A 24,167-nucleotide genomic window follows, 5' to 3' on the forward strand; every position below is an offset into this window, starting at 1 on the left:
ACGGAGTGAACAATACAGGCCCCGACGGGTCTGGTTCAAACCGCTTGCCCGTCCGTCGTGAGGTACGCGAGGAGGCCTCGTCGTCCCGCTCGCATCATCAGCGCGTGGTTGGCGCGGAAGACGGGCCGTCCCGGTACGGCGAGCCGTCGCAGCAGGGGTTTGCGGACGTCGACCTCCTGGTCGTAGCGGGCGAGCGTGCCGGTCTCGTCGGCGGTGAGCGTCCAGCGGGCCCAGCCGTCCATGTCACCGGTCATGTCGATCTCCAGGACACCGGCCGCCCGGTCGCGCCGTACCTCCCGCGCGGTGAAGGCGAGGTCGTACGGGAGGAGCGAGCGGATCCGGAAGGTGCCGGTGGTGTCGTCGATCCGGGTCGCCTCCCGGACCTGGGGCCACCAGTGCGGGTAGTCGTCGGCGCGTTGGAGGACGTCGTACACGGCGGTGGGGCGGGCGGGCAGGTTCCAGAGGCTGCGGAAGCGGTAGTGGCACCAGTCCATGGTCGGATTGTGCCTGCCCGGGGCCGGTTCGCGCGGGAACTGAGTACGTCCTGAGTACGCGCACTCATGCCGTACGCCGTGACGCGGACCACACTCCGGTGCATGACGTCCTTTCCGTCCCCTGCCGAGGAGTTGCGGGTCCTCGACGCCGAGCTGCGGCACCTCGACGCCCGCCGCGCCTTCCTGCTGAGCCGTCGCGCGCGGCTGGTCAGCGCCCTGTACGCCGCCGCGCCGGGGCCGACGGCCAACGCACCGTCCGTACGGCGCCCCGAGGCGACCGCGCCCCGCGTGCAGAACGTGCTGCTGGTCCTCGGCGGCGTGCTGCTGACCGTCGCGGCGATCGCGTTCACGCTGGTCAGCTGGGGACACATGAGCATCGCGGGCCGGGCGCTGGTGCTCGGCGCGGTGACGGTGGCCGCGCTCGGCACTCCCGTACCGCTCCTCCGGCGCGGTCTGCGTTCGACGGCCGAGGCGGTGGCCGGCCTGGGCCTCGCCCTGACCGTCCTGGACGCGTACGCCCTGCACGAGGTCGCGTTCACCGGGGCGGACGGTACGGGGTACGCGGCGGCCGCGACGGCGGTGCTCGCGGCGGTGTGGGCGGCGTACGGGCTGGGACTCGGCGCGCTGCCGACCCGGGCGGCGGAGTCCGGCTCGACGGCGCCCCGCACCGCCCTGGGCCTGCCGCTCCCCCTGGCCCTGGTCGCCGCTCAACTCCCGCTCCTGCTCTGGTCGTTCGCGGTGCACGCGAGCGTGGAGACGGTCACGGCCGTGCTGCTGGTGACAGCGGCGGCCGACACCGCGATCGCGCTCCGGGGGTCCCTGAAGGCGGTAAGGATCGTCGCCGTGGTCGGCGCGGTCGGCTGGGGTCTCTGGGGTGTACTGGCGGCCGGGTGGCTCTCGTGGGCCGCCACCGGCCCGAGCGCCGCCGCCCGTGCGGCGGCGCTCCTCGCCCTCGCGGCGGCGATCGCCCTCACAAGTGCCTGGCTCACCCCGAAGCCCGCCCCGGCCCTCGCCGCCGCCGTCACCGCCGGACTTCTCACGGTGGTCGGCCTCGGCGGCGTCGCCCGCGCGGTCCTGCCCGAGGTGTGGACGGTCCCGGCCCATCTCGCGTGCGGGCTCGCCCTGTTGACAGCCGTACGGGCACAGGCCCCCGAGCCCGTACGGCGTGGTCTCGTCCACGCCTGTGCCGTCGTCCAGGCCTTGGCGCTGGCCACCACGGTGCCGGTGGTGGCGATCACGCTGCTGGGGCCGGTCGGTGTGCTCGAGCGGATCTGGTCCGGCGCGCCCTCGGACGCCCGCGCGGCGGTGACGCTGGACGTCCCCTGGCCCCCGAACACGGCGACCGTCCCCCTCGTGCTCGCGGCCGTCGCCGGCGTGCTCGTCCTGACCGGACGCACCGCCCCATGGCGGACCGCGGGCCTGGTCGGTGCCTCGGTCCTCGCCTGGGCGACGCTCCTGGTCCTCCCCGCGGTCCTGCGACTGCCGTACGCGGCCGGGCTGGTGGTCCAGGGGCTCCTGGTGGCCGCCGCCCTGGCCCTTGCCGGGCTCGCGCGGCCGGCGACCGAGGAGCACCCCCGGCCGTCCACGGCGTTCGACCGCCTGCGGTCGCCGCTGCCGCTCACCGGCATCCTCCTGGCCCTGGTCACCTCCGTGAACCTGGTCCTGCACTCCCTGGCCACCGAACCCGCGACCCTCATCGCCCTCGCGACCTCGGCCGTCCTGTTCGCGGCGGCGGGATGGCGCACCGACCTCGGCCCCCTCGCCGCGCCCGCCTCGCTCGTCCATGCCACGGCTCTGACCTGCGCGATCGGCGCGTCCGCCGGCTGGCAGCCGCAGCACACCGCGCTGCTCGTGCTGACCGTTCCGGCGTTCGCGGCCCTGCTCGCGGCCCGTCTCGGCGACTCCCCCACGACGATCCCGGTCGAGGCGACCGGCGCGGCGGCCGGCCTCCTGGCGATCGCGCTCTCGGCCGCACACCCGCCTCTGCTGGCCCTGACCCTCGCGCTCTGCGGAGTGATCGTCACGGGCGCGTCCGTACGCCCGGACCGCCGTCACCTCGGCTATGTGGCCGCCGCGCTCTTCGTGACGGCCTCCTGGGTGCGGCTGGCGGTCTGGGAGATCGGCTCACCGGAGGCGTACACCCTGCCGGTGACCCTCCCCGCCCTGGTCGTCGGCCTGCTGCGCCGACGCCGGGACCTGACGGTCTCCTCCTGGACGGCGTACGGCCCGGGACTCGCCGTCACGCTCGTCCCGAGCCTCGTCGCGGCGTGGGGCGACACGCACTGGCTCCGCCCCCTGCTGCTGGGCCTCGCCTCCCTGGCCGTCACCCTGCTGGGCGCCCGTCACCGCCTCCAGGCCCCGCTGCTCCTCGGCGGCGCCACCCTCGCCCTGGTCGCCCTGCACGAACTGGCCCCCTACATCGCCCAGGTCGTGGACGCCCTCCCCCGCTGGGTACCTCCCGCACTCGCCGGTCTGGCCCTGCTCGCCCTGGGCGCCACGTACGAGCATCGGTTGCGCGACGCCCGACGAGTGCGGAACCTTTTCGGAAAGCTGAGCTGAGGCGCGCCCCGTCAGGGGCGGTGGGGAACCGCGCGACCAGCCACAACGAACCCGCAGTTCCCCACCGCCCCCAGGCACCCCAAAGCCCCCCTGCTCCCCCAGCGGAGCGCTACGGCATCTTGTCGCCCACCAACGCCAGGTTCTGAATCGCCGCGAGCCCGTACAGCGCCGTCGCGTTGGTCGACACCCACGCCGCCTCACTGCCCGGTACGAGCGCCGTCGGTCCCTCGATCTTCTTCGTGGTCCAGTCGGTCGACTCCTTGTAGTCCCAGGTGTCGGCGCTGTTGTAGAACTGCCGCCACGCGCGGGCCGCGAGCTTGTCGTCCTTCAACTGCACCGCCGCGTACGCGTCCTGTCGCGAGTGACCCTGGAAGAGCAGCAGGGTGCCGAAGTTGGAGCCGTAGCGGGCGGCCTGCTCCGCCTTCGTCGCGTTGAAGTAGCGGCAGTAGTCGAGCCACGCCTCCTTGAACTTGGGCATCTCGATCTGGTCGATGAGTTCGGCGCACATCTCGACCAGGCCGAACATGGCCGACAGGTGAGAGACGCCGACCACGGGCTTGTCCGCGACGGCGAACTTGCCGGTGTCGAGGTCGTACAGCCCGGTGCCCTGGACGAAGCCGTTGGGCTGGGCCGCGATCGTCTCCATGGTCGACAGCACGCGCGCCTTGGCCTTCTCCCACTTGGGGCCGCGCCGCTCCCACTCGGTCAGCCAGGCCGAGACCAGCCCCGACCAGTCGGTGCCGAAGCCGATCGACAGGGCGTTGCGGTCGGGGGTGTAGGGCTCGGTGCGGATCTTGCGGATGGGGTCGAGGACGAGGAACGTCTCGTCGGAGTCGACGTTGGCGTGCATGAGGTCGCCGACGCGTTCGTCGGCGGTGAGGAAGTAGTAGTAGCGGCGGTAGGTGGTGTTGGCGATCCGCTGCTGCTTGGCGCTGTCGGCGTAGTGCTGAACGCCGTGGCGGGTGCCCAGGCCCGCCCACTTCCCGAGGTGGTACACGTCGACCTCGCCGGTGTGGCGGGTCATGGCCTCGGCGAAGCGGAAGATGTCGGCGCGCCCGGAGCGCATGTACGCGAACCACAGCCACAGGTCGGGCGAGAGTTCGGAGTTGTCCCAGGCGTAGCCGCCGACGTCGTAGCACCACTGGTGGCGGCTGGGGTCGTAGCTGTGCATGATGTCGCCGTAGTCCCAGAAGCCGTACCACCGGCGCATCTCCACCTGGTCCTTGTAATAGGTGAAGAGGAAGTCGAGGTGGTCCTCGATCTTGGCCTTGGAAGCGGTGGACCGGTCGGGCTCGGAGAACAGCTTGCCGAAGACGCCGGCCTTGATGAGCTGCTTGGGCGGGGCGGCGAGCTGCGGCGGGGTGCGGACGGCCTCGACCTGCTTGGCCATGTCCTCGGCGCTCGGGGTGGACTCGTGGGCCCAGAAGAGGAGTTCGCTGGTGCGGGCGATGCCGTAGGGGGTGCCGAAGCCGGGCTCGTAGTCCTCGTAGGTGATGTTGAGGCCTTCGAGCTGCTCGGGATAGGTGTCCTGGCCCATGCCGTCGTGGTAGAAGCGCAGGTCCATGGGCTGGGCCTCGGGCGACCAGAGCCAGAGGGTGACCTCGGCGGTGTCGGTCTGGGCGTCGCGGATGTCGAGCTGGGCGGGGAACTTCTCCCAGAAGTCCCTGAGGCCGAAGGCGAATCCGCCGGACGCGCCGCCGACGTACCCGAAGCCGCTCGCGCGACGGCCGCCGCCGGCCGGGATCCAGCCGTGGCCCTTCTTGGTGCGCTTGCGGACGGCGAAGCCGTCGGCCGACAGCTGCGAGAGCGTGTAGTCGCCCCACTCGGGGATGTACTGCAGGCGGGTGGTGACCCGCTGGTCCCACGTCGAGGGGTCGGGCAGCTTCTCGCCCTCGAACTGGGCGGTGCGCACGGCCGCGCCCGGGTCGCGGCGCAGTCCGGTGACGCCCTTGACCGCCTCGCGCAGCAGGCCGGTGCCCTCGCCGCCGATACGGATGTGACGGTCGTACGCGGCGTCGCGCATCGGCACCTTGAAGCGGACCCCGATGCCGCGGATGAAGTCGCCGCTCGCCTTGCCGGGCTCCTGGGTGCCGTCGAAGGTGATGGTGTGCACCATGCGGAAGGACTCGGCGCCCGCGTAGAAGTAGAGGCGGATCGAGAACGGCAGCCAGCTGCGGCTTCCCTTGCGGTGCTTGCCGTCGATGCGGACGACCGCGCGGACCGGGCCCTCCTGCTCGACCTCGGCCTCGTCGATGACGCTCTCGAAGCGCTCGTACTTCTCGGTGCCCTGGTCGCCGTCCTCGATCTCGGGCTGGCGCAGCAGCACCAGCCGGCCGGTGTGGGCGATCTCGGTGGAGCCGCGCCGTACCGATTTCACGAGGGTGGAGCCGGACTTGCCGATCTTCGCGGTGATGACGCCGGTCGAGACGTCGATGGTGCCGCCGCTCTTGTCGACGGTGACCTTCTTCTCCGGCGCGGCGGGCGTGCCGGCGGCGAGGGTGAGCTTGCCGGAGCCGGCGCCCGCGCCGACCGCGTGCGCGGTCCACTTCACGGAGCCGTCGGGCCAGTAGCCGATGGGCCATGACTGCACCGGCACGGACGTGCCGTCCGCGTCCGTCAAAGAGAACGACTGTTCCTTTTCGTAGGCGCCCTTCGGCCACGGCACACCCACGGTGGAACCGGGTGCGGCACCGAGGCCGCCGTCCTCCAGCCAGTCCAGGGTCACCGGGTCCGCCTGCGCGGTCTCGGCTCCGGGCGCGGCCTGCGCGTTCGAACTCCCTAGCGCCCAGCTGAACTGCGCTGCGGCTCCTGCGACGGCGGCCGCCTTGAGAAGGGACCTGCGGTCGATGGGGGACATGGCCTTTCCTTTCCGAACGGGAAGTCGTGTGCGAGTAGTCAGGGGCATGACAGAGGGAGGCGCGGCGCTCCGCGGCGCCGGCCCGGGTGCGAGGCACCACCGCTTCGGTCAGCGGCGGCGCCGGTACCGCTCCTCCACGGCGACGGCCGCCGCCGCGACGGCCCCGAGCACCGGAACCGCCAGCGGCGCGACGAACCAGGCGGAGCAGGCCACCACGGCCAGTCCGCCGACGAGCAGAAAGGATCCGGCGGGGTCGAGCACGGTCCGCTGTCCGGCTGCGCCCAACAGGGCCCGCCAGGTGGCGCCGGGCCGCCAGACCGCCGCCGCGCGGAGTCCGGCGACGGCGGCGCCGATCAGCGCGAGGACCCCGATCGCACCGACCAGCGGCCCGCCCGGGATCCCGGCGCGCACGGCCTGGACATCCACCCACACCGCCGCGAGCGCCACCCACCCGGCGAGCCCGACGAGCCAGCCGCCGCGCACCGCCGACCGGAAGTCGGCCACGAACTCCCGCCAGCCGCCGCCCTCGTGGACCGTACGGCGTCGCAGATGCCGGGAGCCCGCGGCGAACGCGGCGGGGTACGTCACCAGTGGCAGCGAGGCCAGCGCGATCCACACCCCGGTGAGCAGACACTCGGCGAACAGCGCGAACCGCGCGGCGAGCAGGGACTCCTCACGGGGTGCGGCCGACTTCGTACGGTCGCGCGTACGGGTCCGGGGGCGGGCGAGCGCCATGGGGTTCACCTCAGCCCTTCAGACCGGACGTGGCCATGCCGTCGATCAGATAGCGCTGGAAGGCGAGGAAGAAGGCGAGCACCGGCAGCAGGGCCACCAGCGACATCGCGATCATGCCGCCGTAGTTGGCGACGCCGTCCTGGTCCACGAACATCTTCAGACCCAGCGAGACCGTGTACTTGTCGGGCTCGTTCAGATAGATCAGCGGGCCCATGAAGTCGTTCCAGGAGTTGATGAACGTGAAGATCGCGCTGGTGATGAGCGCGGGCCGGCACAGCGGCAGCACGATCGACCAGTAGATCCGGAAGTGCCCGCAGCCGTCGAGCCGGGCGGCCTCGTCGAGCTCCTTGGGCAGGTTCCGCATGAACTGCACCATCAGGAAGACGAAGAACGCCTCCGTGGCCAGGTACTTCGGCAGGAGCAGCGGGGTGTAGGTGTTGATCATTTCCATGTTGCGGAACAGCACGTACTGCGGGATCAGCAGGACGTGGTAGGGCAACAGGAGCGTGCCGATCATCAGCGTGAAGAGCAGATTGCGGCCCGCGAACTTGATCTTCGAGAAGGCGTACGCGGTCAGCGAGCAGGACACCAGGATCCCGAGCACCGAACCGAGCGCGAGCGTGAGCGAGTTGACGAAGAAGGTGGAGATCGGGATGTCGGCGATGCCGTCGGCGAGCCGCGCGTAGTTGCCGGTGATCGGGTCGGTCGGCAGCAGGTCCAGGCTGCCGATGATGTCCTCGCTCTTCTTGAACGAGCCTCCGACGACCCAGATCACCGGATAGAGGATCACGGCGAGGATCGCGAGCGACCCGATGTGCCAGGCGAGGGAGCCGGGCAGCTTGCGCCGCAGGGCGCCCGCGCGCCCGGACGGGGCCGGGGTGATCTCGGTGGCCTGTGCGCTCATCAGGCACCCTCCTCGTAGTGCACCCAGCGCTTCTGGGACCAGAACAGCACCGCCGTCACCAGGGCGACCGCGACCAGCAGCAGCCACGCCATGGCGGAGGCCAGACCCATCCGGCTGTTCTCGAAGCCCTGGACATAGAGATAACAGGTATAGACCATCGAACCGTCCGCGGGACCGCAGGCGTTGCCTCCGGCGCCGCCGCCGACGATGTACGCCGAGCTGAAGATCTGGAACGAGTGGATCGTCTCCAGGAGGACGTTGAAGAAGAGGACCGGCGAAATCATCGGCAGCGTGATGTTCCAGAACCGCCGCCACTTGCCCGCCCCGTCGACCTCGGCGGCCTCGTACAGCTCACGCGGCACCTGCTTGAGGCCGGCGAGGAAGATGACCATCGGAGCGCCGAACTGCCAGACCGTGAGGGCGACCAGGCTGTAGATGATCATTTCCGGGTCGCCGGTCCAGCCGCCGACGTCGATGCCGAAGATCTGCTGCGTACGGTCGACGATCGCGTCGTCGGAGAAGATCGCCTTCCAGACGATGGCGATGGAGACGCTGGCCCCGATCAGCGAGGGCGCGTAGAAGGCCGCCCGGTAGAAGGCCTGCCCACGCCGCTTCTGGGCCAGGAGCAGCGCCACACCGAGGGCCAGCAGCAGCTTGAGCGGCGTGCCGACGACGACGTACCACAGCGTCACCCGCACCGAGTGTCGCCAGCGCGGGTCGGCGAACATCTCGGAGAAGTTGTCCAGGCCGATCCACTTGGGCGTGTCGAACAGGTTGTAGTCGGTGAAGGCGAAGTAGAGCGAGGCGACCATCGGGCCCGCTGTGAGCAGCAGGAACCCGGCGATCCACGGGGACATGAAGAGATAGCCGGCCAGGTTCTCCCGGCGGCCCCGCCGCAGACGTGCGGCGGGGTTCGGAGCGTCGGCCGGACGGTGCCGCGGCTCGGAGCGCTGGTCCTTGGACAGGCCCTCCGTCGCAGGGGCGTGTGTCACGGTGGTTCCCATCAGGTGCCGAGAGCCGTCTTCGACTCGGTGAAGAACTGCTTGACGGCGTCGTCGACCGTGCGGGTGCCGAGACCCAGCTCCTCGGCGATGCGCAGGAAGGCTGCCTCGCAGATGTCGGCGCCGTTCGGGTGCGGAGTGATGGGCTCCAGGACGCCCGCCGCGACGAGGGACTCCTCGTACTCGGCGATCGCCTTGTTGACCGGGTCGGTCGGCTTGAACGCGTCGTACTGGGCCTGCGTCGCGGGCACTCCGCGGTCGTAGCCCATGATCTTGGCGACCTCGGGCTCGTGCACCATGAAGTCGATGAACTGCGCGACCTCCTTGGGGTGCTGCGTGCGCTTGGAGGCGCTGAGCATGAGGGAGCCGAGGTACTGGCCGGTCTTCTTGCCGTCGGTGGTCGGGATGGGCGCCAGACCGTATTCGCTCTTGCCCTCGGCTGTGTAGCGGACGGTGAAGTTGTCCCAGGTGAACTCACCGGCGGCGAGCTCCGCGGCGACCGCGGACTTGGGCTTGATCTGCGCGACCTTCTTGGGGTCGGCGTAGAGGCCCTCCTTGATGCCCTTCTCGGCCTTCGACCACCAGGACTTCAGGTCCGCCTCGGTGAAGCCCAGCCCGTCCTCGGTGAAGAACGCCTTGCCGTTCTGGCGCAGGTAGAGGTCGTAGAGGTACATCACGCCGTACATGCCGCTGTCGCCGGCGCGCCCCGCCTTGTCGCGGATCTTCTTCATCGCCGCGTCGAAGTCGTCCCAGGTCCACCCCTGCTCCGGCTTCACACCGGACTTGGTGTAGACGGGCTTGTCGATCACCAGGGCCATCGAGTTGGAACCGACCGGGATCCCGAGCAGCTTTCCGTCGACCTCGCCGAACTTCTCCAGGCCGGCTCTGAAGCCGTCGAGGGAGAGGTTGCCCGCCTCGACCTGTGGCTTGAGATCGAGCAGCACATTCTTGGCGTCATATTTCCGCAGGAAGCCGATGGCATTCTGGAAGACGTCCGGCGGATTTCCACCGGAGGCCTGGGTGTTGAACTTCTTCCAGAAGTCGAGGTACGGCTGGAAGTCCGTCTTCACCTTGATCTTCGGGTACTTCTTCTCGAAAAGCGCGATGCTCTTCTTGATGCGCTCGGCGCGGTCCTCGGCGCCCCACCACGCGTAACGGATCGTCACCGTCCCGTCCCCCGACGACCCACTGTCGCCCCCACAGGCCGTGGCCGTGGCCCCGAGGCCCACGACGGCCAGTGAGGCTCCGGCCGCCTTGAGGACCGTCCGCCTCTCAACGTTCCTGTTTTGCTGCATGGTTGAGCCTCCCCGCGACGCTGCGTCCCGCGCCATGAATCGTTTCAAGTAAGCGCTTGCTGGCACAAGGTACGGAGCGCCTCAGGAGACGTCAATGATTCGGACAGGAATTGATGGAAAGCGGAGTCGCCGCCGCGCCCGGCGAGGCGGCATCGCAGGTGACGTCCGGTCAACCGAAAGCGCAGGTCGGCGAGTTGCGGTCGACGGGCCGAACACGACGAGGGCCACCGAGGGGCTGACACACGAGACTGAAAGGAGTCAGCGGGGCACGGCCGGCCGACGCCCTCGGACTGCCCCGGACCGCCACCGAAGCACCTCCGGAGCACGACCGGCCGACCGCGCGCGAGGGCCGCACGAGGAGGCGAGAGGCACCGGATCCGGCCAGATGAAGAACGCACCCGAGGCGTCACCTCCGCGGCGCACCCTCGCAGGCCACGGGCGGCAGCACCCTCACCGCGGAAGCGGCGAGCGACCCGGGCCGCCACGCCGAACAGCCTCGCTGCGGCACCACGAAAAACGGCCCGGTCCACGTTTCCGTGGACCGGGCCGCATCATCCGGTGGGCGATACTGGGTTCGAACCAGTGACCTCTTCGGTGTGAACGAAGCGCTCTCCCACTGAGCTAATCGCCCGGACGCAGGAAGAACATTACCCCATGTCAGGGGGTGCCCCCGACCACACCTGGAATCCCGGCGCCGTCCCGGTGGGGCTCACTGGTTCTTGATGTTCCAGGGCATCTCGAAGCCGAACTTCCAGACATAGAAACCGACGAGGCCGGCCACGATCACCAGGCCGATCGACGTCAGAATGATGTTGCGTCGCCGCACCTTGGGGTCGAGGGCGCGCTGGGTGGCCTCGGTGACCTTTCGCTTGGTCCAGCGGAGCACCAGCTGGGCCCAGACGAACTCGGTCGCCCAGATCGCCATGCCGCCGAAGATCACGACCCATCCGGGACCGGGCAGGGGAAGCATGATCACGCCCGCGACCACGACCGCCAGACCGACGACGAAGATGGCCACCTGCCAGCTCAGGTGCAGCATCCGCCGCGCTTTGACGAACTCCGGCGCACGAGATCCGAGCGGCGCTTCATCCTTGGCCACATCGGCCTCACTGTTCGCTACGTCGATGTCACGCTTCGTACCGTCGGCCGCCGCGGCGACCTCCCCCGTTCCGTAACTCCCCGTATCCATACGGCCAAACCCTACCGGAGAGAAACCCGTCACCGGAATGGCCGAACCTACAGAAGACGGTCTCGGCCGGATGAGCTACCAAAAGCGACGCAAAACTCCCAGAGGGGTTTACAACGGCACCGTAGGTGGCATGTCGATTTCGCCGACGTGCGAATCCCCGAGCGCACACTGAGCGAAAGGCCTTGGCGCTTATGAACACCACGGTCAGCTGCGAGCTGCACCTGCGCCTCGTTGTGTCGAGCGAGTCCTCACTGCCCGTTCCCGCGGGACTGCGGTATGACACGGCCGATCCCTACGCCGTGCACGCCACCTTCCACACCGGTGCAGAGGAAACGGTCGAATGGGTGTTCGCCCGCGACCTCCTCGCCGAGGGCCTGCACCGGCCCACCGGCACCGGTGACGTCCGTGTCTGGCCGTCGCGCAGTCACGGTCAGGGCGTCGTGTGCATCGCCCTGAGCTCTCCGGAGGGCGAGGCCCTCCTCGAAGCCCCGGCGCGAGCCCTGGAGTCCTTCCTGAAGCGCACAGACGCCGCCGTGCCGCCCGGCACGGAACACCGGCACTTCGACCTCGATCAGGAGCTCTCGCACATCCTGGCGGAAAGCTAGGGAGCGAGGTTCACAGAGCCGCCCGGCGCCGTCCACTCGGGGAGACGGCTCGGGCCCGGACAACCGAATACGGCTTCAGGCCGACCAGACGACGCCGTCGTCGCGGACCTCCGCGCGGCGGCGTCGCCGTGCGTGGCCACCCGTAGCGGGCCCGGGCACCAATCGGGCCCCTGGCCCGTTCCGCCTGTACAGGGGCGCTCCAGGGGTGCTCCAGGACGGTCCACACCGGTCAGCCGCCGTGCCGAGCCATTACCATCGGCCAGCATCGGCGGGCGCCCGCCCGACCCTCGCAGGCCAGGGAGCGAAACGTGCTGATCACCCACGACACCCGGTGTTCCCTAGACGCCGTGGTCGATCTGGTGAACACCGCGCCGGAGAACGACACGGCGACCGACGGGCTCGCGACTGTCGCGGCGCTCGCCGACTTCGTACGCAGGCACGACATCAGCGATGTCGGAGTGCTGTCGGAGTTCGACCTCGCGGCGGTGCGCAAGATCCGTGGCCGGTTCGCCGAGGTCTTCGCCGCCCCCGACGCGGCCGTGGCCGCCTCGGTCATCAACGAGCTGGTCGCCGCCGCGGGCACCACACCCCGCCTCACCGATCACGACGGCTACGACTGGCACGTGCACTACTTCGCGCCCGGCGCGTCGCTGACCGACCACCTCTCCGCCGACTGCGGCATGGCGCTCGCCTTCTTCGTGGTCGCCGGGGAGCAGGAGCGGCTGCGCCGCTGTGAGGCGCCCGACTGCCGTCGGGCCTTCGTGGACCTCTCCCGCAACCGCTCGCGCCGCTACTGCGACAGCCGCACCTGCGGCAACCGCCTGCATGTGGCCGCCTACCGGGCACGCCGCAAGGAGGCGGCGGGCTGAGCGGGACGCCGGTCCGGCATCTCGCCGACCGCACCGGCCCGGGGGCGCGTACGGGGGCTGACGGAGCCCTCGACGGGTGACGTCAGGGGCTCCGTTTACAGCTCACAGCATCAGCAGGTCGTGCAGTGACGCCATGAGCAGCAGGCAGCCGATCACCGCTAGGAAGATCATCAGCGGTGGCTGGGAGAGCGCGAAGAGACAACCTCGCCGCTCCTCCGGTGGGGCGACGGTGTCGCTCTGTGTTGTGTCCAGCATCTCGCCGCGATGATGACGCAGCGGAGGCCCTCCGCGCGATCAACCCACCCGGATTGACGGAGAGTTCGCCAATATCCACACCGGAGGGAACGAACGTGATCACTTCGGCGCGGTCGGCCGACCTTCTGTGTCGTTTCAGTCCGGGAGCTTCGGAGGGCTCGGAGGCCGTGCCGCCGTGATCGGACACCCGTGGGCCGGATCCCGTGGGCCGGATCCCGTGGGCCGGATCCCGTGGGTCAGTGGCCGCGGGTCAGATGCCGTGCTTCTTCAGGATCGCCTCGATGTCGCTGAAGTCGTCCGCGCCGGACGCACCGGAGCCCGCCGCCCGAGGTGCCGCCGCCGGACGGGCCGCCGGCCGTGCACCCTGGCCCAGCGAGGGGGCCGAGGCCGCCGGGGCTATCGCCTCGGTACGGGACGCCTTGGCCTCCTTGCGCTCCTTGCCGGTGACCCCACGGCGCCGCTCCACGGCGCGGGTGGTCATGAACAGGAACCAGGCGGCGCCGAGCACACCGAAACCGGCCCACGCGGTCGGGCTGAACGCGGTGTCGGCCAGCCACTCGACCACCCCGGTCATCACCAGACCGAGCGGCACGAGCGAGTAGGCCGCGATACGGGTCGCCCTGAGGAACCGCTTCCGGTACGCCGTGATCGCGGCGATGCCCAGGCCTGCCGCTGAGACGGCGGCACAGACTGTCTCGGCAATCATCCGGTCCTCCAGGCGGTGCTCGGTCGGGCGTTCGCGTTGCGTCCCTTCCATCCTGCACCGCCACGCGTCCGATATGCCATGGTCCGGGGAGACCTCAGGGACATCTCCGGGTCGTCTCGGGGTCCGGGCCCCGCCCGGGAAGCTGGAAGACTGGTCCCATGAGCGACTCCACCCCCGTGCCGTCCGCCGTCGTCCTGGACGTCTGGTGCGAACTCCATTGTCCCGACTGCCGCAGCGCCCTCGACGACATCCGCGCGCTGCGGGCCCGTTACGGCGACCGGCTCGACGTGCGGCTGCGGCACTTCCCGCTGGAGAAGCACAAGCACGCCTTCGCCGCCGCGCAGGCCGCCGAGGAGGCCGCGGAGCAGGGGCAGGCGTGGCCGTACGTCGAAGCGGTGCTCGGCCGGGTCGAGGAGCTGGGCCGGACCGGGGAGCCGTTCCTGGTGGAGGCGGCCCGTGAACTGGGTCTGGACGCCGAGGAGTTCGACACGGCGCTGATCGACGGCCGGCACATCCTGATCGTCGACGCCGACCAGGCCGAGGGCAAGGCGATCGGCGTGACCGGCACGCCGACGTACGTCATCGGCGGCGAGCGTCTCGACGGCGGCAAGAGCCAGGAGGGTCTGCGCGAGCGGATCGAGGAGATCGCCGACCGGCTGCTGGCCGAGCACGCCTGACCTGCGGGGCCGTCGGCGGCCGGCGGCCGGTCCTGCCCGGTTCCGTGGGCTCCCGGCGGCCGGTCCTGCCCGGCTTCCGTGGGCAACCGACGGCCGGTGGTGCCCGGCCACCATCGGCTCCGCCGACCGGGCCCCGAAGCCACGAACCTCAGCAGCCGGCCTCAGCCCATGGCAGCCCCCAGCCGCCGACAGCCCCCTCGCCCCGCAGCCTCAGAGCAGCGGCTTGGCGAGGTGGTGGGCGGTCGTCTCGTAGCCGAGGGACTCGTAGAGACATTCGGCCCGGAAGTTGCCCGCGAAGACGTTGAGCGCGATGGCCGGCTTCCCCGCCGAGATCGCCTGGGTCTCGGCCAGCAGCATGAGGGTGCGGCCGTGTCCCCTGCCCCGGTGGGCGGTGTCCACCTCGACGTCGTAGACGAAAGCCCTGTCGTCCGTCAGCCACAGCCACAGGGTGCCGACCCTCGTGCCCTCGTGCTCCAGCACGCTGCACAGGTTGTTCGCGGAGGCCACCCCCTGCGGGAGACAGCGCTCGTAGTCCAGCGCGGCCTTCGCGTACGCCTCCGCCTCCGGCATGCCACGGGTGATCCAGTCCTGGGCGTAGCCCTCCAGCCCGGCCTCCTTCCACGGTCCGTACTCGGCCTCGGTCATGGGCCGGCCCCTGCTGCCCTCGGGCAGTTCGGGCGGGGTGCCGTCGAGGGCCTTGCTCATGCCCCGGTTGCGCAGGACGTAGCCGAGCGTCTGGGCCAGCCGCAGGGCGGGCTCGGCGCCGGCCGGGACGGACACCTCGATCCGCCGGCAGCCCCAGCCCCGGGCCACCTCCTCGGCGGCGAGTGCCGCCACGGTGGCCCGGCCGCGTCGCCGGTCCGGTTCGTCGATCCGCAGATCGAGGATCCGCGCGGCCGTCGACCCGGGGTCGGGGCGCGTGCCGAGGTGTATCTCGCCGACCGGGCGGCTGTTGACACACACCTGGTAGCGGCGCGAGCGGGTCCCGTCGGCGGCGTGCTGAAGCGGCTCGATGGGCCGCAGGGTGGTGGTCATCAGGGGTGTTCTACCCGCCGCGGGGCGTGGAGTCTGCCCAATATCTCCAGCGATCGCGAGCCGGATCACGGATCCAGGTCGTCGCCGGACCGCTCGTCGAAGACGCGCATCGCCTTGGCCGTCACCGGGCCCGGGGTGGCCGACAGGTCGCGGGCGTCGACGCGGTGCACCGACTGCACGTCGCGCAGGCTCGACGTCAGGAAGACCTCGTCGGCGCGGTCCAGGACGTCGAGCGGCAGGTCGGTCTCGCGGGCGCCGGTCCACTCGACGACGAGGGCACGCGTGATGCCCGCGAGGCAGCCGGAGGCGACCGGCGGGGTGTGGATCTCCCCGTCGAGGACGACGAAGACATTGGAGCCCGTGCCCTCGCAGAGCTGCCCCACCGTGTTGGCGAACAGCGCCTCGGTGGCGCCCTGTTCGTGGGCGCGGGCCAGGGCGACGACGTTCTCCGCGTACGAGGTGGTCTTCAGGCCGGTGAGGGCGCCGCGCTCGTTGCGGGTCCAGGGGACGGTGATAGCGGCGGTGGAGTCGGCCCGCCGGACGGTCTCGCCGAGGGCGACGACGAGGGTAGGGCCGTGGTCGCCGCGGTCGGAGCCGAGCGGGGAGAGGCCACCGGTGTAGGTGATGCGCAGCCGGCCGAGCGCGACCGGCTCGGCCTCCAGTACGGCGTGACAGGCGCGGCGCACCTCGTCGAGGTCGGGCTCGGGCAGGCCGAGTCCGCGTGCCGAGAGGGTCAGCCGGTCGAGGTGACGGGTCAGCGCGAACGGCCGGCCCTCGACCGTCTTCACGGTCTCGAAGACGCCGTCGCCCACGGTCAGCCCGTGATCGAGTACGGAGACACGGGCGGAGTCGATGTCCTGCAGTCCGCCGTCGAGCCAGATCTTCACGTGAGGGTCCTCCCACTCGCCTCGTACGTCCCCGACGCTACCGCGAGCAGCCGGGCGGCCTTCAGCTCGGTCTCGCGCCATTCCGCCTCGGGGTCCGACCCCCAGGTGATGCCCGCCCCGGTGCCGAAGCGCAGTTCGCCCGCCGCCCGGTCGATCCAGAAGGTGCGGATGCCGACGGCCAGCTCCGCGGTGTCCCGGTCGGCGTCGACCCAGCCGACGCCGCCGCAGTACGGGCCGCGCGGGGCGGTCTCGAGGGCGTCGATGATCCGCAGGGCGCTCGACTTGGGCGCCCCGGTGACGGAGCCGGGCGGGAAGGCGGCGGCCAGCAGTCCGGGCCAGCCGGTGCCGTCCCGCAGCTCACCGCGCACCGTCGACACCAGGTGGACCAGCCCCGGATGCTTCTCGACGACGCACAGGTCGGGCACGGTCACCGACCCGGTGGCGCAGACCTGTCCGATGTCGTTGCGGACCAGGTCGACGATCATCACGTTCTCGGCGTAGTCCTTCTCCAGCAGGTCCGCCTCGGTGCGTCCGGTGCCCTTGATCGGTCCCGACGCGACGATCCGGCCGTCGCGGCGCAGGAACAGCTCCGGGGAGGCGGTGGCGATCTCGACGCCGTGATCCGGGAGGCGAATCGTTCCTGCATAGGGGGCCGGGTTCCCGCGGGCCAGCAGCGCGGTCAGGGCGTCCACGTCGGCATCCGGCGCGACGGGCGCGGACAGGACCCGGCAGAGATTCGCCTGGTACACCTCGCCGGCGGCGATGTGCTCGCGGATCCGGCGTACGCCCGCCGTGTACGCGGCGCGGTCGAGCGAGGACGTCCAGTCGTCGGGGCACGGCCCGCGCCACTCCCCCGGCACGGGGGCGGGCGCGGGCTCGCGACGTACGTCACTGAAGCGCGCGCACACCAGACCGCCCTCGTAGTCCGCGCACACGGCCCAGAAGCCGGAGGAGTCCAGGGCGGCGGCGTCGCTGGTCACATCGGTGAGACCGGTGGCCACGAGGTTGCCGAAGCGAGCGAGCGGAGGGAGGTCGGGCACGCAGTCGAGTCTAGGACGGGTGCCCTGCGGGCGGGCCCGGCCGGGTCCCGGACTGGACGCACCGCAGCACGCTGCACAAACGCGTTTTTGTACTGGCACCGGAATCCGCTAGAGTTCAACTCGTCGCCGGGACGCGAGAGCGAAACGGAAACGACAAGCGGACGTAGCTCAGTTGGTAGAGCGCAACCTTGCCAAGGTTGAGGTCGCCAGTTCGAACCTGGTCGTCCGCTCGCAGGAACGTGGGGGATCTTCCCGACCCCCCGCACTCCTGGTGGAGTGGCCGAGAGGCGAGGCAACGGCCTGCAAAGCCGTCTACACGGGTTCAAATCCCGTCTCCACCTCCAAGGACGATTAGCTCAGCGGGAGAGCGCTTCCCTGACACGGAAGAGGTCACTGGTTCAATCCCAGTATCGTCCACTGAGGCCTGAGGGCTTCTGGAGCCGTACGGCTTCACCCCCGCGCGATTAGCTCAGCGGGAGAGCGCTTCCCTGACACGGAAGAGGTCACTGGTTCAATCCCAGTATCGCGCACGCAAGATCCACAGCCCCCGGGCTGTGATCCCGAGGACGATTAGCTCAGCGGGAGAGCGCTTCCCTGACACGGAAGAGGTCACTGGTTCAATCCCAGTATCGTCCACACGCACCGAGCCCCCGGCCGTCTCGTACGGTCGGGGGCTTCGTCGTGTGAGCGGAGGGCGCGGGTGCGCCCCGCGCGCCTCAGCTGGAGAAGAGCATGTGGCCGAAGCCTCGGTTGTGGTGACCCCCGTGGTGGCCGCCGTGGTGCCCACCATGGTGACCGCCGTGCGGAGCGCCCCAGGCCGGGGCGTTGTGGCCGCCGCCCGCCGGGTACTGCGGGGCGGCCGGCGGCGGGGGCACGCCGGGGCCGCCGGCCCACTGGCCCTCCAGGCGGGTCAGTGCCTCCAGCTCGCCGTAGTCGAGGAAGATCCCGCGGCAGCCGCTGCACTGCTCGATCTGTACGCCACTGCGGTTGTAGGTGTGCATCGGCGCATGGCACTTCGGACACTGCATGTGCATGGTTCGGCTCAACTCCTCGCCGTTCGGTCCTGCTTCGCGTTACGCCTGGACAGACACTGTCCGGCGACGGTCGGTTGCACCCTACTTCGGGAAAGGCCCCACCAACTCCGGTGGGATGCTTCCCATTCGGTCACATGCGTCCACAACGGACTGCTGCGCTTCGTCGAGGGGGTGTCCGGCGGCGGTGGACTTCGCGATCGCCAGGGCCGCGGTCTGCACGGTGAGCGCGCGGGCCGGCACGTCCAGTGACGGCCAGGGGTCGCCGTGTGGGGGGACCGCGGGGCCGCCGGCCGTCCGGTACGCGGTGAGGAAGCGGATCCATTCGTCGGGGTGCAGCAGGCCACAGGCGTACCAGGCGGCCGGGCGGGCGAGGTCCCAGGCGGGGACGCCCACCCCGAGGTCGTCGACGTCGATGAGGCGCCAGGGGCCGGTGGTCGCGGGGTGACGGACCAGTTGGCCGAGGTGCAGATCGCCGTGGCAGACGGTGGTCGTGTCCGGCATGGGGGCCTCGGACCTGGCCCAGGCGGGGAGGGTGCGCCAGGCGCGGAGTATCGAGGCCGAGGCGGGGTGGTCGGGTGCCGCGGCTTCGAGGCGGGCGACGGCCCGGGCAGCCTTGGCCGGGCCACGCATGGGCGGCAGACCGGGGGGCGGGGTCTGTCGGTGGAGGCGGGCCAGGAGGGTGGCGGCCTCCTCCCAGGGGGCGGCCTCCGGGGCCTCGGGGTCGACCGGGGTGCCGTACGGCCAGAACGTGACGAGGCGGCCGTGGAGGGGGGTGGGCGTGGTGTCGAGGGGTGCCAGGAGGATCTCGGGGTGGGAGGCGGCGACGGTCAGGCGGAGTGCCAGCCGGGTGAGGTCCGTGTCGGGGGCGTGTGCCTTGGCGACCGTGTCCGCGTGACGGACGACCGTGCCGTCGGCGCGTTCGGCGAGGACCGTGTCGGGGTGGGCGCATGGGGTGGATCCGGGGTGAGCCGTACCGCGCAGTTTCGCCTTGAGGGCGGGGAGTACGGCGGGGTCTGTGTCGGTGGTGGTGCTCATGGGTCCCCCTGCGTGGGCGTACGGCCGGTGTCGTACGGCGCTGGCGTCGAGCCTACGTTTCGGGTGCGCCTCGCTGCGGGGTGGACCTGGGGGAGGTTCCGCTGCTCGGCGGTGACGAGGTGCCGCCTGCGCCCACCCGTGCCGCCCCAGCGGCACGATTGCCCGCAGCAGGGGGACGAAGGGAGCGCGGCCGGAGGGGGTGGCGGTGGGCACGACAACGCCCGCGCAGCTCCCCAGCTGCGCGGGCGTCTATCTGCCGTCCGCCGCACCCCCGTCCCCACGGGGTTTCATGGATGGATGTCCCCGCCCGGACCGCTCTTCCGGGCCTGGGGTCGCCGCTCAGCGCCCCAGCATCACACCCACGGACGACGCCTGTGTGACCACTGCTTCCCAGCCGCCGAAGGCGTACACGAGCAGGGCCGCCAGAGGGAGGACCATCGCGGTCGCGACCAAGGGGTGGCGACGACCCGGACGGCGGTCGGCGGTGAACGTCCTGCGCTCCCGTGTGCGGATCGCGGGCCGCGGTGCCGTGTGGGCCATGGTCCCTCCTCTGACCTTCTTGTCGGTCTTGCGTCGACGTTGGCAGCGGCGAGTGCCTGACCTCGGGGGACGAGTGCTGCACCCGCCGCTTGACCTCAAATCTAGGCGCGCGGCGGGTGCGGGTCGTCATGCCCTCGTACCGATTGCCGGGCCTCCCCGAGGATGAGCGGTGACCTGCGGCGTACTCCCCAGGGTGGAGACGGGGTCCTAGGTCTCGGGGTCTTCCCCGAGGGGACGTCCGGTCTGCCCCCTGTTGTCACGCCGTTCGCTCCGAGCCGTCCTCGCGGGGCACCGGCTGTTCGACGAGGGCCAGGACCCTGTTCGCCATGAACCTGGCCGTCCGTACGACCGAGCCGATGGGGTCCCCCCGCGCGAGCGAAGCCGAGCGTGGGGGAGGGTGACTTCGCTCACTTCCACTACGCCTCGGCGCACCGCCGTCTCCACCCGGCGGCCCGCCCTGCTCGCGATCACCTCGTAGGTGCGCGTCGCGTCCCCGGCGTCGACGACTATCTCCACGCGGTCACCCTTCACGGGTTCAATCCCCCTACTGTGGTGGGCGGTTGGGATCAGAGGCAGCCCAACACCGGCCCGAACTCCTGTTCCCTGACCACCCCTCAAGTTGCCCACCCGGCACTGACAATCGATCGGGTCGTGAGGGCGCGGCCTCTGCGCACGCCCGGCCGTGGAAACGTAAGCTGTGGCTCGTCAGACGGAACGGGCAGCGGGGATGAACATGGCGATGATGCGCCTGAGGCGCGAGGACCCGCGCGTCGTCGGCTCGTTCAGGATCCACAGACGGCTCGGCGCGGGCGGAATGGGCGTCGTCTACCTGGGCTCCGACCGGCGCGGACAGCGCGTCGCGCTCAAGGTGATCCGGCCGGATCTGGCGGAGGACCAGGAGTTCCGGTCGCGGTTCGCGCGCGAGGTGTCGGCGGCGCGGCGGATCAGGGGCGGGTGCACCGCCCGGCTGGTCGCCGCCGATCTGGAGGCGGACCGTCCGTGGTTCGCCACGCAGTACGTACCGGGGCCCTCGCTGCACGACAAGGTCGCCGAGGAGGGGCCCATGTCGGCCGCCGACGTGGCCGCCGTCGGCGCCGCCCTCTCCGAGGGACTCGTGGCCGTGCACGAGGCCGGGGTCGTGCACCGGGATCTGAAGCCGTCCAACATCCTGCTGTCCCCGAAGGGGCCGCGGATCATCGACTTCGGCATCGCGTGGGCGACCGGGGCCTCCACCCTGACCCATGTCGGCACGGCCGTGGGGTCGCCCGGGTTCCTCGCGCCCGAGCAGGTGCGCGGGGCCGCGGTCACACCGGCCACGGACGTGTTCTCCCTCGGGGCCACCCTCGCCTACGCGGCGACCTCCGACTCGCCCTTCGGACAGGGCAGTTCGGAAGTCATGCTCTACCGGGTGGTGCACGAGGAGCCGCAGCTGCGCGGGGTGCCCGACGCGCTCGCCCCGCTCGTCCGCGCCTGTCTGGCGAAGGACCCCGACGAGCGGCCCAGCACCCTCCAACTGTCCCTGCGGCTCAAGGAGATCGCCGCGCGCGAGGCACAGGGGCTGGCCGATGTCCGGCCGCCCGCGCCGCGCGGCGATCCGGACCGGCCCTCGGGACGGCTCGCGGAGCAGTACGTCGAGCAGCGGACGCTGCGGCAGCCGCCGGAGACGCGTCGGGCCCAGCCGGGTGCGGCGGGTACGCCGTTGCCCCGCACCGGGGGCGGCGCCCGGACCGGTGGGGGCAGTGGTGCGCGGACCGGGGGCGGTTCCCGGCCGGGGGCGCGGCCCGTGCCCGCCCGCAACACCTCGGGGTCGGGGAAGCGGCCCGCTCCGCGCAGTGGTGCGGGGCGGTCGGGGCCCAGGACCAACGGAACGGGGCGGCGGCCCGCCAACCCCCGCTTGCTGCGGCAGCGGCTGTTCGTGTTCGTCGTGGTGACCTTGTTGGCCGCGCTCGGGATCGCCACGGCGCAGGGGTGTCAGGGGCCGTCGCGGGGGCTCGGCGGGGACGGCCTCCGGCCGGAGCGGGCGGTTGTGGAGTTGCGCGGCGACTGACGGTCGGTCTGCGGCAAGGGCGGAAAATGGAGCTCGGGACCGCTTCTTCGTTTTTCACCGCGGGATTCCGGGGGCCGGCCGCGCAGTTCCCCGCGCCCCTTACGGGGCTCCCCGGTTACGGGGCCGGGCGGCCCGTCGCCACCGCGTAGAAGGCCACGGCCGCCGCCGCGCCCACGTTGAGGGAGTCGACTCCGTGGGCCATCGGGATGCGGACCCATTCGTCTGCGGCCACCAGGGCCTTGGTCGAGAGGCCGTCGCCCTCGGCGCCGAGCATGAGGGCCACGCGGTCCATACGGTGCGGGGCGGTCTCGTCGAGTGACTTCGCCTTCTCGTCCGGGGTGAGCGCGAGGAGCGTGAAGCCGGCGTCGCGCACGGCGTCGAGGCCCTTGGGCCAGGTGTCGAGACGGGCGTACGGGACGGAGAAGACCGCGCCCATGGAGACCTTGACGCTACGGCGGTAGAGCGGGTCGGCGCAGTCCGGGGAGAGCAGGACCGCGTCCATGCCGAGGGCGGCGGCCGAGCGGAAGATCGCGCCGATGTTGGTGTGGTCGTTGACCGACTCCATGATCACGACGCGGCGGGCGGCGCCCAGGAGCTGGTCGGCCGTCGGCAGGGGCTTGCGCTGCATGGAGGCGAGGGCGCCCCGGTGGACGTGGTAGCCGGTGACCTGTTCGGCCAGCTCGGGGCTGACCGCGTAGACGGGGGCCGGGAGTTCGTCGATGACGTCGCGCATGACGTCGACCCACTTGGCGGAGAGCAGCATCGAGCGCATCTCGTAGCCGGCTTCCTTGGCCCGTCTGATGACCTTCTCGCCCTCGGCGATGAACAGGCCCTCGGCGGGTTCGCGCCTGCGGCGCAGCTCCACGTCGGTCAGGCCGGTGTAGTCGCGCAGGCGCGGGTCGTCGGGGTCCTCAACGGTGATGAGATCGGCCACAGGGTGATACTGCCTTGTCCTGGGTGTGGTGCCAACGGCTGGGGACGGGTTGGGTTACCAGTGGTTACGGTTCCGCTCCGCCAGAGTCCGGGTCGATTCCCGGGGTCACTCCTCGGTCCCGGGCCCCACCTTCACCACCTCGCCGATGACGATGACCGCCGGCGGCTTGACCCCCCTGGTCCGCACGGTCTCGGCGACCGTGGCGAGGGTCGCGTCGACCCGGCGCTGGGCGGCCGTGGTGCCCTCCTGGATCAGGGCGACGGGGGTGTCCGGGGACTTGCCGTGCGCCACCAGGGTCTCGGCGATCCGGCCGATCTTGTCGACGCCCATGAGGATCACCAGGGTGCCGGTGAGGCGGGCGAGGGCGGGCCAGTCCACCAGGGAGCGCTCGTCGTCGGGGGCCACATGGCCGCTGACCACGGTGAACTCATGGGCGACGCCCCGGTGGGTGACCGGGATGCCGGCCGCGCTCGGGACGGAGATCGAGCTGGAGATGCCGGGGACGACCGTGCAGGGGATGCCGGCCTCGGCGAGGGCCTGGAGCTCCTCCATGCCGCGACCGAAGACGTACGGGTCACCGCCCTTGAGGCGGACGACCGACTTGCCCTGCTTCGCGTGTTCGATCAGCGCGTTGTTGATGGCCTCCTGCGCCATGAAGCGGCCGTACGGGATCTTCGCCGCGTCGATCACCTCGACGTGCGGCGGGAGTTCGGCGAGGAGGTCGCGGGGGCCGAGGCGGTCCGCGATGACGACGTCGGCCTCGGCGAGGAGGCGGCGGCCGCGCACGGTGATCAGGTCCGGGTCGCCGGGGCCACCGCCGACGAGGGAGACGCCGGGGGTGCGGGTGCGGTGGTGGGGGGCGACGAGGGTTCCGTCGCGCAGGCCCTCGACGACCGCGTCACGGATGGCGGCGGTGTGGCGGGGGTCGCGGCCCTCGGCGCGGGCGGTCAGGACGGCGACGGTGACACCCTCGCTGTGACCGGTCGCCGGGGTCCAGGCGGTGGCCTCCTCGGCGCTGTCGGAGCGTACGCACCAGATGCGGTGGCGCTCCGCCTCGGCGGAGGCGCGGGCGTTGGCCGCCGGGTCGCCGGTGGCGATCAGGACGTACCAGGCCTCGGCGAGGTCGCCCTCCGCGTAGCGGCGCTTCTCCCAGGTCAGCTCGCCCGCGTCCACCATCGCCTCCACGGAGGGTGTCGCGCTCGGCGAGACGAGGACGATGTCGGCACCGGCCGCGATGAGGGCGGGCAGACGGCGTTGGGCGACCTGGCCGCCGCCGATGACGACCACTCGGCGGCCGGCGAGGCGGAGGCCTACGGGGTAGGCGGGGTGTTCGGCCATGAGGGTGCGGCTCCTCGGGCTGGCGGCGTGCGAGGCGGGCCACTGCGGCTTTGGAGTAGGCCCTGACGTGCGGATTCTAAAGGGCGGACGGGGGGTGCGGCTCAGCAGGTTCACCGGCTGGGCCGCGGGAA

The 24,167-nt window shown here is 71.3% G+C and carries 22 protein-coding genes, 6 tRNA genes and 1 pseudogene; 10 read left to right on the top strand and 19 right to left on the bottom strand.

Annotated elements, in window-relative coordinates; genetic code table 11:
• Window positions 1–35 precede the first annotated feature (35 nt).
• Entirely contained in the window at window positions 36–494 is a 459-nt protein-coding gene (locus ACZ52C_RS19495; protein WP_469075898.1) for an SRPBCC family protein, read from the bottom strand.
• A 102-nt stretch (window positions 495–596) separates the two neighbouring features.
• Here ACZ52C_RS19495 and ACZ52C_RS19500 point away from each other — a divergent pair, with 102 nt between their 5' ends.
• Window positions 597–3,053: an SCO7613 C-terminal domain-containing membrane protein gene (locus tag ACZ52C_RS19500; protein WP_469075899.1), complete on the top strand. Its 2,457-nt coding sequence runs from the start codon at window positions 597–599 to the stop codon at window positions 3,051–3,053.
• Between the two features lie 109 nt (window positions 3,054–3,162).
• On the opposite strand, the gene ACZ52C_RS19505 is transcribed toward ACZ52C_RS19500, so the two are convergent.
• From ACZ52C_RS19505 to ACZ52C_RS19535, 7 genes are all read right to left on the bottom strand, one after another.
• Complete coding sequence (locus ACZ52C_RS19505) at window positions 3,163–5,910, bottom strand: exo-rhamnogalacturonan lyase family protein (protein WP_469075900.1); 2,748 nt, start codon at window positions 5,908–5,910, stop codon at window positions 3,163–3,165.
• Between the two features lie 108 nt (window positions 5,911–6,018).
• Window positions 6,019–6,645 carry a hypothetical protein gene (locus tag ACZ52C_RS19510; protein WP_469075901.1) on the bottom strand — a complete coding sequence of 209 codons (627 nt, stop codon included), beginning with the start codon at window positions 6,643–6,645 and terminating at the stop codon, window positions 6,019–6,021.
• Between the two features lie 10 nt (window positions 6,646–6,655).
• Window positions 6,656–7,549, bottom strand: coding sequence for a carbohydrate ABC transporter permease (locus ACZ52C_RS19515; protein ID WP_469075902.1), 894 nt, complete (start codon window positions 7,547–7,549; stop codon window positions 6,656–6,658).
• Window positions 7,549–8,553 (bottom strand): carbohydrate ABC transporter permease, encoded by a 1,005-nt coding sequence (locus ACZ52C_RS19520; protein WP_469075903.1) that lies wholly within the window; start codon window positions 8,551–8,553, stop codon window positions 7,549–7,551. The genes ACZ52C_RS19515 and ACZ52C_RS19520 overlap by 1 nt, the downstream gene beginning before the upstream one ends.
• A complete protein-coding gene (locus ACZ52C_RS19525) occupies window positions 8,553–9,845 on the bottom strand; it encodes an ABC transporter substrate-binding protein (protein WP_469075904.1) in 1,293 nt (430 codons plus the stop codon). Before ACZ52C_RS19525 ends, ACZ52C_RS19520 begins: the two co-directional genes overlap by 1 nt.
• A 559-nt stretch (window positions 9,846–10,404) precedes the next feature.
• Window positions 10,405–10,476 (bottom strand) — tRNA-Val (locus ACZ52C_RS19530).
• Between the two features lie 78 nt (window positions 10,477–10,554).
• Window positions 10,555–11,034 (bottom strand): TIGR02611 family protein, encoded by a 480-nt coding sequence (locus tag ACZ52C_RS19535; protein WP_469076150.1) that lies wholly within the window; start codon window positions 11,032–11,034, stop codon window positions 10,555–10,557.
• 191 nt (window positions 11,035–11,225) lie between these two features.
• Here ACZ52C_RS19535 and ACZ52C_RS19540 point away from each other — a divergent pair, with 191 nt between their 5' ends.
• The gene (locus tag ACZ52C_RS19540) at window positions 11,226–11,639 is read left to right on the top strand and encodes an SsgA family sporulation/cell division regulator (RefSeq protein WP_004002642.1); all 414 of its coding nucleotides are present in this window, start codon (window positions 11,226–11,228) and stop codon (window positions 11,637–11,639) included.
• A 308-nt stretch (window positions 11,640–11,947) separates the two neighbouring features.
• Window positions 11,948–12,508, top strand: coding sequence for a CGNR zinc finger domain-containing protein (locus ACZ52C_RS19545; RefSeq protein WP_469075905.1), 561 nt, complete (start codon window positions 11,948–11,950; stop codon window positions 12,506–12,508).
• Window positions 12,509–12,610: 102 nt separating this feature from the next.
• On the opposite strand, the gene ACZ52C_RS19550 is transcribed toward ACZ52C_RS19545, so the two are convergent.
• Window positions 12,611–12,763, bottom strand: coding sequence for a hypothetical protein (locus ACZ52C_RS19550; RefSeq protein WP_013004980.1), 153 nt, complete (start codon window positions 12,761–12,763; stop codon window positions 12,611–12,613).
• Window positions 12,764–13,013: 250 nt separating this feature from the next.
• Window positions 13,014–13,469 (bottom strand): hypothetical protein, encoded by a 456-nt coding sequence (locus ACZ52C_RS19555; RefSeq protein ID WP_469075906.1) that lies wholly within the window; start codon window positions 13,467–13,469, stop codon window positions 13,014–13,016.
• A 158-nt stretch (window positions 13,470–13,627) separates the two neighbouring features.
• On the opposite strand from ACZ52C_RS19555, the gene ACZ52C_RS19560 reads away from it, so the two are divergent.
• Entirely contained in the window at window positions 13,628–14,146 is a 519-nt protein-coding gene (locus ACZ52C_RS19560) for a DsbA family protein (RefSeq protein ID WP_469075907.1), read from the top strand.
• A gap of 210 nt (window positions 14,147–14,356) precedes the next feature.
• Here ACZ52C_RS19560 and ACZ52C_RS19565 read toward each other — a convergent pair whose 3' ends face one another.
• From ACZ52C_RS19565 to ACZ52C_RS19575, 3 genes are all read right to left on the bottom strand, one after another.
• A complete protein-coding gene (locus tag ACZ52C_RS19565; RefSeq protein WP_469075908.1) occupies window positions 14,357–15,181 on the bottom strand; it encodes a GNAT family N-acetyltransferase in 825 nt (274 codons plus the stop codon).
• 65 nt (window positions 15,182–15,246) lie between these two features.
• Window positions 15,247–16,068, bottom strand: coding sequence for an aminotransferase class IV (locus ACZ52C_RS19570; RefSeq protein ID WP_469075909.1), 822 nt, complete (start codon window positions 16,066–16,068; stop codon window positions 15,247–15,249).
• Window positions 16,065–17,108 carry a chorismate-binding protein gene (locus ACZ52C_RS19575; protein WP_469075910.1) on the bottom strand — a complete coding sequence of 348 codons (1,044 nt, stop codon included), beginning with the start codon at window positions 17,106–17,108 and terminating at the stop codon, window positions 16,065–16,067. The genes ACZ52C_RS19570 and ACZ52C_RS19575 overlap by 4 nt, the downstream gene beginning before the upstream one ends.
• A 157-nt stretch (window positions 17,109–17,265) precedes the next feature.
• On the opposite strand from ACZ52C_RS19575, the gene ACZ52C_RS19580 reads away from it, so the two are divergent.
• The 5 genes from ACZ52C_RS19580 to ACZ52C_RS19600 all read left to right on the top strand — a co-directional run bounded on the left by ACZ52C_RS19580 (window position 17,266) and on the right by ACZ52C_RS19600 (window position 17,744).
• A tRNA-Gly gene (locus ACZ52C_RS19580) sits at window positions 17,266–17,338 on the top strand.
• A 40-nt stretch (window positions 17,339–17,378) separates the two neighbouring features.
• Window positions 17,379–17,452: transfer RNA gene (locus ACZ52C_RS19585), tRNA-Cys, on the top strand.
• 1 nt (window position 17,453) lies between these two features.
• Window positions 17,454–17,525: transfer RNA gene (locus ACZ52C_RS19590), tRNA-Val, on the top strand.
• A 41-nt stretch (window positions 17,526–17,566) separates the two neighbouring features.
• Window positions 17,567–17,638 (top strand) — tRNA-Val (locus ACZ52C_RS19595).
• A 34-nt stretch (window positions 17,639–17,672) separates the two neighbouring features.
• Window positions 17,673–17,744 (top strand) — tRNA-Val (locus ACZ52C_RS19600).
• 80 nt (window positions 17,745–17,824) lie between these two features.
• Here ACZ52C_RS19600 and ACZ52C_RS19605 read toward each other — a convergent pair.
• The 4 genes and pseudogenes from ACZ52C_RS19605 to ACZ52C_RS19620 all read right to left on the bottom strand — a co-directional run bounded on the left by ACZ52C_RS19605 (window position 17,825) and on the right by ACZ52C_RS19620 (window position 20,248).
• The gene (locus ACZ52C_RS19605; protein ID WP_184898708.1) at window positions 17,825–18,136 is read right to left on the bottom strand and encodes a TFIIB-type zinc ribbon-containing protein; all 312 of its coding nucleotides are present in this window, start codon (window positions 18,134–18,136) and stop codon (window positions 17,825–17,827) included.
• 87 nt (window positions 18,137–18,223) lie between these two features.
• The gene (locus ACZ52C_RS19610) at window positions 18,224–19,177 is read right to left on the bottom strand and encodes a phosphotransferase family protein (protein WP_469075911.1); all 954 of its coding nucleotides are present in this window, start codon (window positions 19,175–19,177) and stop codon (window positions 18,224–18,226) included.
• A 339-nt stretch (window positions 19,178–19,516) separates the two neighbouring features.
• On the bottom strand, window positions 19,517–19,717 hold the full coding sequence (locus tag ACZ52C_RS19615; RefSeq protein ID WP_319105857.1) for a hypothetical protein: 201 nt from the start codon (window positions 19,715–19,717) through the stop codon (window positions 19,517–19,519).
• Window positions 19,718–19,973: 256 nt separating this feature from the next.
• Window positions 19,974–20,248: pseudogene (locus ACZ52C_RS19620) on the bottom strand (hypothetical protein).
• A 196-nt stretch (window positions 20,249–20,444) separates the two neighbouring features.
• Here ACZ52C_RS19620 and ACZ52C_RS19625 point away from each other — a divergent pair.
• Window positions 20,445–21,764 carry a serine/threonine-protein kinase gene (locus ACZ52C_RS19625; protein WP_469076151.1) on the top strand — a complete coding sequence of 440 codons (1,320 nt, stop codon included), beginning with the start codon at window positions 20,445–20,447 and terminating at the stop codon, window positions 21,762–21,764.
• A 115-nt stretch (window positions 21,765–21,879) separates the two neighbouring features.
• On the opposite strand, the gene ACZ52C_RS19630 is transcribed toward ACZ52C_RS19625, so the two are convergent.
• On the bottom strand, window positions 21,880–22,698 hold the full coding sequence (locus ACZ52C_RS19630; protein WP_469075912.1) for a TrmH family RNA methyltransferase: 819 nt from the start codon (window positions 22,696–22,698) through the stop codon (window positions 21,880–21,882).
• A gap of 105 nt (window positions 22,699–22,803) precedes the next feature.
• Window positions 22,804–24,036 carry a uroporphyrinogen-III C-methyltransferase gene (gene cobA, locus ACZ52C_RS19635; protein ID WP_469075913.1) on the bottom strand — a complete coding sequence of 411 codons (1,233 nt, stop codon included), beginning with the start codon at window positions 24,034–24,036 and terminating at the stop codon, window positions 22,804–22,806.
• Between the last annotated feature and the right edge of the window lie 131 nt (window positions 24,037–24,167).

The sequence above is a fragment of the Streptomyces sp. NPDC034049 genome (assembly GCF_055575575.1).

Coding starts and splice junctions, on each gene's coding strand:
- ACZ52C_RS19495 (WP_469075898.1), bottom strand. CDS start 494: ATGGACTGGTGCCACTACCGCTTCCGCAGCCTCTGGAACCTGCCCGCC.
- ACZ52C_RS19500 (WP_469075899.1), top strand. CDS start 597: ATGACGTCCTTTCCGTCCCCTGCCGAGGAGTTGCGGGTCCTCGACGCC.
- ACZ52C_RS19505 (WP_469075900.1), bottom strand. CDS start 5,910: ATGTCCCCCATCGACCGCAGGTCCCTTCTCAAGGCGGCCGCCGTCGCA.
- ACZ52C_RS19510 (WP_469075901.1), bottom strand. CDS start 6,645: ATGGCGCTCGCCCGCCCCCGGACCCGTACGCGCGACCGTACGAAGTCG.
- ACZ52C_RS19515 (WP_469075902.1), bottom strand. CDS start 7,549: ATGAGCGCACAGGCCACCGAGATCACCCCGGCCCCGTCCGGGCGCGCG.
- ACZ52C_RS19520 (WP_469075903.1), bottom strand. CDS start 8,553: ATGGGAACCACCGTGACACACGCCCCTGCGACGGAGGGCCTGTCCAAG.
- ACZ52C_RS19525 (WP_469075904.1), bottom strand. CDS start 9,845: ATGCAGCAAAACAGGAACGTTGAGAGGCGGACGGTCCTCAAGGCGGCC.
- ACZ52C_RS19535 (WP_469076150.1), bottom strand. CDS start 11,034: ATGGATACGGGGAGTTACGGAACGGGGGAGGTCGCCGCGGCGGCCGAC.
- ACZ52C_RS19540 (WP_004002642.1), top strand. CDS start 11,226: ATGAACACCACGGTCAGCTGCGAGCTGCACCTGCGCCTCGTTGTGTCG.
- ACZ52C_RS19550 (WP_013004980.1), bottom strand. CDS start 12,763: ATGCTGGACACAACACAGAGCGACACCGTCGCCCCACCGGAGGAGCGG.
- ACZ52C_RS19555 (WP_469075906.1), bottom strand. CDS start 13,469: ATGATTGCCGAGACAGTCTGTGCCGCCGTCTCAGCGGCAGGCCTGGGC.
- ACZ52C_RS19560 (WP_469075907.1), top strand. CDS start 13,628: ATGAGCGACTCCACCCCCGTGCCGTCCGCCGTCGTCCTGGACGTCTGG.
- ACZ52C_RS19565 (WP_469075908.1), bottom strand. CDS start 15,181: ATGACCACCACCCTGCGGCCCATCGAGCCGCTTCAGCACGCCGCCGAC.
- ACZ52C_RS19605 (WP_184898708.1), bottom strand. CDS start 18,136: ATGCAGTGTCCGAAGTGCCATGCGCCGATGCACACCTACAACCGCAGT.
- ACZ52C_RS19610 (WP_469075911.1), bottom strand. CDS start 19,177: ATGAGCACCACCACCGACACAGACCCCGCCGTACTCCCCGCCCTCAAG.
- ACZ52C_RS19615 (WP_319105857.1), bottom strand. CDS start 19,717: ATGGCCCACACGGCACCGCGGCCCGCGATCCGCACACGGGAGCGCAGG.
- ACZ52C_RS19625 (WP_469076151.1), top strand. CDS start 20,445: ATGAACATGGCGATGATGCGCCTGAGGCGCGAGGACCCGCGCGTCGTC.
- cobA (WP_469075913.1), bottom strand. CDS start 24,036: ATGGCCGAACACCCCGCCTACCCCGTAGGCCTCCGCCTCGCCGGCCGC.